Source organism: Streptomyces sioyaensis, from assembly GCF_004122735.1.
GTDB classification, from domain to species: Bacteria; Actinomycetota; Actinomycetes; order Streptomycetales; family Streptomycetaceae; genus Streptomyces; species Streptomyces sioyaensis.
On the sequence record NZ_SDIF01000090.1, the window covers coordinates 17,350 to 28,311 of the forward strand.

The 10,962-nt window shown below is 70.2% G+C and carries 5 protein-coding genes and 1 pseudogene; 4 read left to right on the forward strand and 2 right to left on the reverse strand.

Features of this window, described 5'->3' with window-relative positions:
• Positions 1 to 82 precede the first annotated feature (82 nt).
• The gene (gene secA, locus EST54_RS25010; RefSeq protein ID WP_129249976.1) at positions 83 to 2,911 is read left to right on the forward strand and encodes a preprotein translocase subunit SecA; all 2,829 of its coding nucleotides are present in this window, start codon (positions 83 to 85) and stop codon (positions 2,909 to 2,911) included.
• 110 nt (positions 2,912 to 3,021) lie between these two features.
• Here the strand turns inward: secA and EST54_RS25015 are convergent, their stop codons facing one another.
• Positions 3,022 to 3,765, reverse strand: coding sequence for an Rv3235 family protein (locus tag EST54_RS25015; RefSeq protein WP_129249977.1), 744 nt, complete (start codon positions 3,763 to 3,765; stop codon positions 3,022 to 3,024).
• A 296-nt stretch (positions 3,766 to 4,061) separates the two neighbouring features.
• Here EST54_RS25015 and EST54_RS25020 point away from each other — a divergent pair, with 296 nt between their 5' ends.
• The 3 genes from EST54_RS25020 (at position 4,062) to EST54_RS25030 (ending at position 10,768) form a co-directional block, all read left to right on the forward strand.
• A complete protein-coding gene (locus tag EST54_RS25020; protein ID WP_129249978.1) occupies positions 4,062 to 4,568 on the forward strand; it encodes a DUF6912 family protein in 507 nt (168 codons plus the stop codon).
• 93 nt (positions 4,569 to 4,661) lie between these two features.
• Entirely contained in the window at positions 4,662 to 5,324 is a 663-nt protein-coding gene (locus tag EST54_RS25025; protein WP_129249979.1) for an HAD family hydrolase, read from the forward strand.
• Between the two features lie 482 nt (positions 5,325 to 5,806).
• Positions 5,807 to 10,768, forward strand: coding sequence for an NAD-glutamate dehydrogenase (locus EST54_RS25030; RefSeq protein WP_129249980.1), 4,962 nt, complete (start codon positions 5,807 to 5,809; stop codon positions 10,766 to 10,768).
• 93 nt (positions 10,769 to 10,861) lie between these two features.
• On the opposite strand, the pseudogene EST54_RS35610 reads toward EST54_RS25030, so the two are convergent.
• A pseudogene (locus EST54_RS35610) lies at positions 10,862 to 10,962 on the reverse strand (ABC transporter ATP-binding protein); the annotation flags it as partial.

The window sequence follows — 10,962 nt, forward strand, 5'->3', positions numbered from 1 at the left end:
GCGGCGGGGCCTGCCCCCTTGGAAAAATGCCGCGCCCGCGCACTCGACCGTGCAGGCCCGACCGGCAAGGAGACCAGCCCAAGTGTCCGTCTTGACGAAGATCATGCGTGCAGGCGAAGGAAAGATCCTGCGCAAACTGCACCGCATCGCGGGCCAGGTCAACTCCATCGAGGAGGACTTCGCGGCGCTGTCCGACGCGGAGCTGCGTGCCCTTACGGATGAGTACAAGGAGCGCTTCGCGGACGGCGAGAGCCTCGACGATCTGCTGCCCGAGGCGTTCGCCACGGTCCGTGAGGCCGCCAAGCGGGTGCTCGGCCAGCGGCACTACGACGTCCAGCTGATGGGCGGCGCGGCCCTCCACCTGGGGTACGTCGCCGAGATGAAGACCGGTGAGGGCAAGACCCTGGTCGGTACCCTCCCGACGTACCTCAACGCACTGTCCGGCAAGGGCGTCCACCTGATCACGGTGAACGACTACCTGGCCGAGCGCGACTCCGAGATGATGGGCCGCGTCCATAAATTCCTGGGCCTGACGGTCGGTTGCATCCTCGCCGACATGACGCCGGCCCAGCGCCGTGAGCAGTACAACTGCGACATCACCTACGGCACCAACAACGAGTTCGGCTTCGACTATCTGCGCGACAACATGGCCTGGTCGCAGGACGAACTCGTCCAGCGCGGCCACAACTTCGCGGTCGTCGACGAGGTCGACTCGATCCTCGTCGACGAGGCCCGTACGCCGCTGATCATCTCCGGCCCCGCGGACTCGGCCACCAAGTGGTACGGCGACTTCGCCAAGTTGGTGCAGCGCCTGAAGCGGGGCGAGGCCGCCAACCCGCAGCGCGGCATCGAGGAGACCGGCGACTACGACGTCGACGAGAAGAAGCGCACCGTCGGCATCCATGAGACCGGTGTCAGCAAGGTCGAGGACTGGCTGGGCATCGACAATCTGTACGAATCGGTGAACACCCCGCTCGTCGGCTACCTCAACAACGCGATCAAGGCCAAGGAGCTCTTCAAGAACGACAAGGACTACGTCGTCATCGATGGCGAAGTCATGATCGTCGACGAGCACACCGGCCGTATTCTCGCCGGTCGCCGCTACAACGAGGGCATGCACCAGGCCATCGAGGCGAAGGAAGGGGTGGAGATCAAGGACGAGAACCAGACGCTCGCCACGATCACCCTGCAGAACTTCTTCCGCCTCTACGACAAGCTCTCCGGCATGACCGGTACGGCCATGACCGAGGCCGCCGAGTTCCACCAGATCTACAAGCTCGGCGTCGTCCCGATCCCGACGAACCGCCCGATGGTCCGTATGGACCAGGCGGACCTGATCTACCGCACCGAGCCCGCGAAGTTCGACGCGGTCGTCGAGGACATCGTCGAGAAGCACGGCAAGGGTCAGCCGATCCTGGTCGGCACGACCTCCGTGGAGAAGTCCGAGTACCTCTCCCAGCAGCTCAACAAGCGCGGTGTGCCGCACGAGGTCCTCAACGCCAAGCAGCACGACCGGGAAGCGCCGATCATCGCCCAGGCGGGCCGCAAGGGTGCCGTCACGGTCGCCACGAACATGGCCGGCCGCGGTACGGACATCAAGCTCGGCGGCAACCCCGACGACCTCGCCGAGGCGGAGCTGCGGCAGCTGGGCCTGGACCCGGTCGAGCACGTCGAGGAGTGGGCGGCCGCGCTGCCCGCCGCACTGGAGCGCGCCGAGGCCGCGGTCAAGGCGGAGTTCGAAGAGGTCAAGGAGCTCGGCGGGCTCTACGTGCTCGGCACCGAGCGGCACGAGTCGCGGCGGATCGACAACCAGCTGCGCGGCCGCTCCGGCCGTCAGGGCGACCCCGGCGAGTCGCGGTTCTACCTCTCCCTGGGCGATGACCTGATGCGGCTGTTCAAGGCGCAGATGGTGGAGCGGGTCATGGCGATGGCCAATGTGCCCGACGACGTCCCGATCGAGAACAAGATGGTGACCCGGGCGATCGCCTCCGCGCAGTCGCAGGTCGAGCAGCAGAACTTCGAGACGCGCAAGAACGTCCTGAAGTACGACGAGGTGCTCAACCGCCAGCGTGAGGTGATCTACGGCGAGCGCCGCCGTGTCCTGGAGGGCGAGGACCTGCAGGACCAGATCAAGCACTTCATGGACGACACCATCGACGCCTACATCCAGGCGGAGACGGTCGAGGGCTTCGCCGAGGAGTGGGATCTGGACCGGCTGTGGGGCGCGTTCAAGCAGCTCTACCCGGTCAAGGTGACCGTCGAGGAGCTGGAGGACGAGGCCGGCGACCGCGCGGGCATCACCGCCGAGTTCATCGCCGATGCCGTCAAGGACGACATCCACGAGCAGTACGCCGCCCGTGAGGAGCAGCTCAGCTCGGACGTCATGCGGGAGCTGGAGCGCCGGGTCGTGCTGTCCGTCCTGGACCGCAAGTGGCGTGAGCACCTCTACGAGATGGACTACCTCCAGGAGGGCATCGGCCTGCGGGCGATGGCCCAGAAGGACCCGCTGGTGGAGTACCAGCGCGAGGGCTTCGACATGTTCACCGCGATGATGGAGGGCATCAAGGAGGAGTCCGTCGGCTACCTGTTCAACCTGGAGGTCCAGGTCGAGCAGCAGGTCGAGGAGGTTCCGGTGGAGGAGTCGGCGCAGACCTCGCTGGACAAGGACCTCCAGGACGCCGTGCCCGCCGGCGTGGGGCGCCCGGAGATCCACGCCAAGGGCCTGGAGGCGCCGCAGCGTCCGGACCGGCTGCACTTCTCCGCGCCCAAGGTGGACGGCGACGGCAGCGTCATCGAGGGCGACTTCATCAGCGACGAGGAGGCCGGACCGGCCCGTTCCGAGGCGGACGGGCTGACCCGCGCCGAGCGCCGCAAGGCCCAGAAGAGCGCGGGGCGTCGCCGTAAGAAGTGAGCAGTGAGCGCTGAGCGGTGAGGCGGCCCGGGGACGGGCCGCCCGGGCCGCGGAGCAGAGGGGCGCCCCGGCCGGAGACGGCCGGGGCGCCTTTGTGCGCCTGCCGGGCATCAGGCCGTGCCCGGGACGCCAGGGGCCGGGCCGATGTCGAGGGCGGCGCAGCGCCACCGGGCGTCGGCGCCCAGCTCCAGCCGGAAGGCCAGTGCCCGCAGCCGTTCGCCCGCCGCGATCCGGGCGAAGGCCTCGATGACGCCACGGCGGGGCCGGCACAGCCCGCAGTCGCGCACCGTGGGGGCCGGCCCGCGGACGCCGGGAACCGGGACCGGCCGCAGCGGTGCCTGCGGGGCGAGCTCCGCCAGCCGGTCGTACGCGGCCGGCAGCGCATGGCCCAGCAGGGCGTGCACGGGGCGCTGACCGCTGAGGGCGAGCAGCAGCTGCTGGGCGAACCAGTGGTGCGGCCGGCTCTCGTACGCCCGGCGCCGCGCCCCGGCGGTCGGCAGGGGCACGCCGACCGCGGTGACCGGGGTGGCGGAGCCGCCGGGGGCGGCCCGGCGGCTGGCCGCGGCGGCCAGGGCGGTGGGACGACCGGGGCGGGGCGCGGTACGGGTGGGGCCGCGGCCGGCGGCGCCGGGGCTGCGCCCGGCCGGGCCGGAGCCGCGGCCGGTGGCGCCCGGACCGCTCCGGCCGGGGGCGCCGGGGCCGCTGCCGGCCGGGCCGAGGGGCCGGCGGTCGGCGGGCGAGCGCCGTGGCCGGGGAACGGCGGGTGCGGGCGGTGGCGTGTGCCCTGCGTCGGGCGCGGTGCGCCCGGCGGCAGCGGGTGTGGTGTCCGCCGTGGTGCTGTTGGTGCCGGTCATGCTGGTGATCGCCCCCGGGGTGCCGGGCCCGTGAATTACCGGGCGGTAGCTTTTGTGGTGAGGATCTTCTATCGACGGGACCGGGGTGGCAGCAAGGCGCGGAAGGGCCGGGGCGGGGGGCGCGCACGTTTCACCCGTCCGTGGCGCGGGCTTGGTATGAGGCCTTGAGAGTGGGCCGGTGGGCGGTCTCCGGGTGGGCGGCACGAGGGCTGTGGGGGCGGCACGATGGGGGACTCGCGCCCGTATGCTGGCGGGACAATCGTGAGAGTCGAGCGAATCGAGCGGAAGCGGCTGCCATGCGCGTCTATGTCCCCCTGACCCTTTCCGGTCTCGCAGAGGCGCACAAGAACGGTGAGCTGGACCCCGGCTCCCTGGGCGCGTACGCCGTCACGCCCGCGCTGCGCGAGTGGTACGTCTCGGACGACATCGAGGAGCTGGAGTACGCGGCGCTCAACCGGGCCGCGCAGGCGTCGCTGCGGATGCTCGCCGGACACCCGGAGCTCGCACGGCGGCGGGTGGTGGTGGCCGTGGACGTGCCGGACGGCGCGGCCGTGGCGGATCCGGACCGGGGACTCGACCAGTCGTCGCTGGGTGAGGTGCGGGTCGCCGGGCCGGTGCCGCTCTCGAAGGCCGCGGCGGTGCACGTGGATGCCGACGACGCGGAGGCGGACATCGCGGCGGCCGCGGCGGCGCTCGGCGCGGCGGACCAGGGCGATGACGACGCGCAGTTCACGGTCGACGGTGCCGAGGACCACGATCTGCTGTGGTTCGGGGTGCAGGAGATCCCGCACCTGATCGGCTAGTGGCCCGATCGCCGCAGGTCCGGCCGCGTTGTCAGCGGGTGCGGGTACCTTTTCTTCAAGGGGAAACGCACGGGCAACGACCTGGGGAATCGCATGGGGAAGCACGCGACACACATCGTCTGGGACTGGAACGGGACCCTGTTCCATGACATCGACGCCGTCATCGGGGCGACGAACTCCGCCTTCGCGGAGATCGGGCTGGAGCCGATCACCCTGGAGACGTACCGCGAGCTGTACTGCGTGCCCGTGCCGCGGTTCTACGAGCGCCTGATGGGGCGGCTGCCCACGGACGCGGAGTGGCTGGTGATGGACGAGGCGTTCCACCGCCACTACAGCACCCACCGCCTGGGCTGTGAGCTCGCCGAGGGCGTGGATCTGCTCCTGGAGGGCTGGCAGTCGGCCGGGCGCAGCCAGTCGATTCTGAGCATGTACGGGCACGACGACCTGATACCGATCGTCCGCGGCTTCGGCATCGAATCGCGGTTCGTGCGGGTGGACGGCCGGACCGGACCGTCCGGCGGCACGAAGAGCGCCCACATGGTGCGGCATCTGGCCGCGATGGAGCACGTCGAGCCGGAGCGTACGGTCGTGATCGGTGACGCCGTGGACGATGCGGTGGCGGCGCAGGACGCGGGTGCGCGTGCGGTGCTCTACACGGGCGGATCGCACAGCCGCGGGAGCCTGGAGACCGCCGGGGTGCCGGTGGTGGACACGCTCGCCGAGGCGGTCGAGCTGGCGGGAGTGCTCGTCGTCTAGGGCCTTTCCCAGGATCTCTCCTGGGGCCCGTACGCCCATCCGGCCTCCTGGGCGGCGATGCCCGGACGCCGCTGTCGTGCGGGCCCGCCGGGAGTCCGGGCGCCAGGGCGGCACGCACACCCCACCCCGGACGTGCGTTGTCCGGAAGGTCTAAGTTCACGCCAAGGTTTTGTACCTACAAGGCCCATGACGGCACCCGTAGGGGGAGCGATAGCCTTGCATCGTGATCAGCGCGATAATCCGCGGGGGCATCGAGGCCCCTGCCGTGCGCCCGGGGCACGACCGTGACCGGGCGATCGCTGGTCGTTGCGGCCAACTTTCCCTGTCGACTTTGTCAAAAACAGTCGATGGCGACCCGGCCCTCTCTCATCGCGGCATAGCGTCGACAGCGACAGAACACCTCGCGTCACGGCGGCGTTGTGCGGCTTCCATCACGTTCTTCCACAACGTCACGCAACGGCGCGCGACAGGAGCCAGAGGACATGCAGACCAAGCTGGACGAAGCCAAAACCGAGCTGCTCGCCAGGGCCGCCCGGGTCGTTGAAAGCAGCCCGGCCGGGAGCAAGCACCCGGTACGGGGTCTCGACCCGGACGCCCTGGCGGGATACCTCCAGCGCTACTACCTGCACACCGCTCCCGAGGACCTCACGGACCGCGATCCGGTCGACGTCTTCGGCGCCGCGCTCTCGCACTACCGCCTCGCGGAAATGCGTCCTCAGGGCACCGCGAACGTCCGGGTGCACACCCCGACCGTCGAGGAGAACGGCTGGACGTGCAGCCACTCCGTCGTCGAGGTGGTCACCGACGACATGCCGTTCCTGGTCGACTCGGTCACCAATGAGCTCTCCCGGCAGGGCCGCGGCATCCATGTCGTGATCCACCCGCAGGTGATCGTCCGCCGTGATGTCACCGGCAAGCTCATCGAGGTCTTCGACTCCAACTGCGACGCCCACGGCAGGACCGGCAAGGGCAAGGGCACCGAGCTGCCGCACGACGCGGTGACCGAGTCCTGGATCCATGTCGAGATGGACCGCGAGACCGACCGGGAGGACCTCAAGCAGATCACCGCGGATCTGCTGCGGGTGCTGTCCGACGTCCGCGAGGCCGTCGAGGACTGGGAGAAGATGCGCGGCGCCGCCGGCCGGCTCGCCGACGAGCTGGGCTCCGAGCCGACCGCCGACGATCTGCGCGACCAGGAGATCGAGGAGGCCCAGGAGCTGCTGCGGTGGCTGTCCGCCGACCACTTCACCTTCCTGGGATACCGCGAGTACGAGCTGACCTCCGTGCCCGGTGAGGGCGGCGGCGAGGAGGACGTGCTGACCGCGGTGCCCGGTACCGGCCTGGGCATCCTGCGCGCCGATCCGCCGCACCGCGAGACCGCCGACGGCCACCCCGTCTCGCCGTCCTTCAACCGGCTGCCCGCCGACGCCCGCGCCAAGGCTCGTGAGCACAAGCTGCTCGTCCTGACCAAGGCCAACAGCCGCGCCACCGTCCACCGCCCCTCCTACCTCGACTACGTCGGTGTCAAGAAGTTCGACGCCAAGGGCAATGTCATCGGTGAGCGGCGCTTCCTGGGCCTGTTCTCCTCGGCTGCGTACACCGAGTCCGTGCGCCGGGTGCCGGTCATCCGCCGCAAGGTCGCCGAGGTGCTGGAGGGCGCGGGCTTCAGCCCGGACAGCCACGACGGCCGCGACCTGCTCCAGATCCTGGAGACCTACCCGCGCGACGAGCTGTTCCAGACCCCGGTCGACGAGCTGCGGTCCATCGCCACCAGCGTGCTCTACCTGCAAGAGCGCCGCCGGCTGCGGCTCTACCTCCGCCAGGACGAGTACGGCCGCTACTACTCCGCGCTGGTCTACCTCCCGCGCGACCGGTACACCACCGGGGTGCGGCTGCGCCTGATCGACATCCTCAAGGAGGAGCTGGGCGGCACCAGCGTCGACTTCACCGCCTGGAACACCGAGTCGATTCTCTCCCGGCTGCACTTCGTCATCCGTGTCGAGCCCGGCGCCAGCCTGCCCGAGCTCACCGACGCCGACGCGGACCGCCTGGAGAGCCGGCTGGTGGAGGCCGCCCGCTCGTGGGCCGACGGCTTCGCCGAGGCGCTGACCGCCGAGGTCGGCGAGGAGCGCGCCGCCGAGCTCCTGCGCCGCTACGGCCACGCCTTCCCCGAGGGCTACAAGGCCGACAACAGCCCGCGCAGCGCCGTCGCCGACCTCCAGCATCTGGAGAAGCTCACCGGTGAGCCGGGCAAGGACTTCTCGGTCAGCCTCTACGAGCCGGTCGACGCGGGACCCGGCGAGCGCCGCTTCAAGATCTACCGCCGGGGCGAGCCGGTGTCGCTCTCCCGGGTGCTGCCGGGCCTGAACCGCCTGGGCGTCGAGGTCATCGACGAGCGTCCGCACGAGCTGCGCTGCGCCGACTCCACCGTCGCCTGGGTCTACGACTTCGGGCTGCGGATGCCGGAGCACGTCAAGGGCGACGACGCCCGCGAGCGCTTCCAGGACGCCTTCACGGCGGTGTGGACGGGCGCGGCCGAGAGCGACAACTTCAACACGCTGGTGCTGCGGGCCGGTCTCAACTGGCGCCAGGCGATGGTGCTGCGGGCCTACGCCAAGTACCTGCGGCAGGCCGGTTCGACCTTCAGCCAGACGTACATGGAGGACACCCTCTCCAACAACGTCCACACCACCCGGCTGCTGGTCTCCCTCTTCGAGGCGCGGATGTCCCCCGACCGGCAGCGGGCCGGCACGGAGCTGACGGACGGGCTGCTGGAGGAGCTGGACGGCGCGCTCGACCAGGTCGCCTCCCTGGACGAGGACCGGATCCTGCGGTCCTTCCTCACCGTCATCAAGGCGACGCTGCGCACCAACCACTACCAGAAGGACAGCCAGGGCCGGCCGCACGCCTATCTGTCCATGAAGCTGGACCCGCAGGCCATCCCCGACCTGCCGGCGCCCCGCCCCGCGTACGAGATCTGGGTGTACTCCCCGAAGGTCGAGGGCGTCCACCTCCGGTTCGGCAAGGTCGCGCGCGGCGGTCTGCGCTGGTCGGACCGTCGGGAGGACTTCCGTACGGAGATCCTCGGCCTGGTCAAGGCGCAGATGGTCAAGAACACCGTCATCGTGCCGGTCGGCGCCAAGGGCGGCTTCGTCGGCAAGCAGCTGCCGGACCCGTCGCAGGACCGGGACGCCTGGCTGGCCGAGGGCATCGCCTGCTACCGGACCTTCATCTCCGGTCTGCTGGACATCACCGACAACCTCGTCGGCGGCGAGGTCGTCCACCCGCAGAACGTCGTCCGGCACGACGAGGACGACACCTACCTGGTCGTCGCCGCCGACAAGGGCACCGCGACGTTCTCCGACATCGCCAACGAGGTCGCCGAGTCGTACGGCTTCTGGCTCGGTGACGCGTTCGCCTCGGGCGGCAGCGCCGGCTACGACCACAAGAAGATGGGCATCACCGCCCGCGGCGCCTGGGAGTCGGTCGAGCGGCACTTCCGCGAGCTGGGCCACAACACCCAGACCGAGGACTTCACCACGGTCGGCGTCGGCGACATGTCCGGTGACGTCTTCGGCAACGGCATGCTGCTCAGCGAGCACATCCGGCTGGTCGCCGCCTTCGACCACCGGCACATCTTCCTCGACCCCACCCCGGACGCGGCGACCTCCTACGCCGAGCGCCGCCGGCTCTTCGAGCTGCCCCGCTCGTCCTGGGCGGACTACAACGCCGAGCTGCTCTCGCAGGGCGGCGGCATCCACCCCCGCTCGGCCAAGTCCATCCCGATCAACGCGCAGGTACGGGCCGCCCTCGGCATCGAGGCCGGCATCAAGAAGATGACGCCCGCCGATCTGATGCAGGCCATCCTCAAGGCACCGGTCGACCTGCTGTGGAACGGCGGCATCGGCACGTATGTGAAGTCCTCGGCGGAGTCCAACGCCGATGTGGGCGACAAGTCCAACGACGCCATCCGGGTCAACGGCGAGGACCTGCGGGTCAAGGTCGTCGGCGAGGGCGGCAACCTGGGCCTGACCCAGCTGGGCCGGATCGAGTTCGCCGCGTCCGGCGGGAAGATCAACACCGACGCGATCGACAACAGCGCCGGTGTGGACACCTCCGACCACGAGGTGAACATCAAGATCTTGCTCAACTCCGTGGTCGCGGACGGCGACATGACGGTCAAGCAGCGCAACAAGCTGCTGGCCGAGATGACCGACGAGGTCGGCGCGCTGGTGCTGCGCAACAACTACGCGCAGAACACCGCGCTGGCGCTGGCCCTCGCCCAGTCCTCCAGCATGCTCAACGCCCAGCAGCGCTTCATGCGCCGCCTGGTGCGCGACGGCGATCTCGACCGGGCGCTGGAGTTCCTGCCCACCGACCGGCAGATCCGCGAGCGGCTGAACGCCGGGCGCGGGCTGACCCAGCCGGAGACCGCGGTGCTCCTGGCGTACACCAAGATCACGGTCTCCGAGGCGCTGATCCGGACCGGGCTGCCGGACGACGACTATCTGGAGCGGCTGCTGCACGCCTACTTCCCCTCGGCGCTGCACGACCGGTTCCCCGAGCAGGTCGACGGGCATGCGCTGCGCCGCGAGATCGTCACGACGGTGCTGGTCAACGACACCGTCAACACCGGCGGTACGAGCTTCCTGCACCGGATGCGGGAGGAGACCGGGGCCTCCCTCGAAGAGGTCGTGCGGGCGCACACCGCGGCCCGGGCGATCTTCCGGCTGGGCCAGGTCTGGGACGACGTCGAGGCGCTCGACAATGTCGTCGCCGCCGATGTCCAGACCCGGATCCGGCTGCACTCGCGCCGGCTGGTCGAGCGCGGCACCCGCTGGCTGCTCAACAACCGCCCGCAGCCGCTGGAGCTGTCGGAGACCATCGACTTCTTCGCGGAGCGGGTCGCCGAGGTCTGGGGCGAGCTGCCGAAGCTGCTGCAGGGCACCGACCAGGAGTGGTACCAGACGATCCTGGAGGAGCTGACCGGTGCGGGCGTGCCCGAGCCGCTGGCCGTCCAGGTGTCCGGGTTCTCCTCGGTCTTCCCCGCGCTGGACCTCGTCGCCATCGCCGACCGTACGGGCAAGGAGCCGCTGGACGTCGCCGAGGTCTACTACGACCTGGGCGAGCGGCTGCGGATCAACCAGCTCCTCGACCGCATCCTGGAGCTGCCGCGCAACGACCGCTGGCAGTCGATGGCCCGCGCCTCGATCCGCGAGGACCTCTTCGCGGCCCATGCGGCGCTGACCGCCGATGTGCTGTCGGTGGGCAACGGCTCCTCGACGCCGGAGCAGCGGTTCAAGGCCTGGGAGCAGGCCAACGGGGCGATCCTCAGCCGCGCCCGGGCGACGCTGGAGGAGATCCACGGGTCGGAGGGGTTCGATCTGGCGAACCTGTCCGTGGCCATGCGGACGATGCGTACGCTGCTGCGCACGCACAGCTGACCGGTCGCCGCCCGGCGCGGCCGACCGTGCGCGGGCATGCATGAAGGGGCGCACCCATCGCGGGTGCGCCCCTTCGGCATGGGCCGAGGCCGGTTACCGGTGCGCCTCGTAGGCCTCGATGACCTCGTCGGTGGGGCCGTCCATCAGCAGCTCACCGCGTTCCAGCCACAGCACCCGGTCGCAGGTGTCGCGGA

Bases quoted from the DNA above. Each gene is read 5' to 3' on its own strand.
- EST54_RS25015 (WP_129249977.1), bottom strand. From the start codon at position 3,765: ATGACCGGCACCAACAGCACCACGGCGGACACCACACCCGCTGCCGCC.
- EST54_RS25020 (WP_129249978.1), top strand. From the start codon at position 4,062: ATGCGCGTCTATGTCCCCCTGACCCTTTCCGGTCTCGCAGAGGCGCAC.
- EST54_RS25025 (WP_129249979.1), top strand. From the start codon at position 4,662: ATGGGGAAGCACGCGACACACATCGTCTGGGACTGGAACGGGACCCTG.
- EST54_RS25030 (WP_129249980.1), top strand. From the start codon at position 5,807: ATGCAGACCAAGCTGGACGAAGCCAAAACCGAGCTGCTCGCCAGGGCC.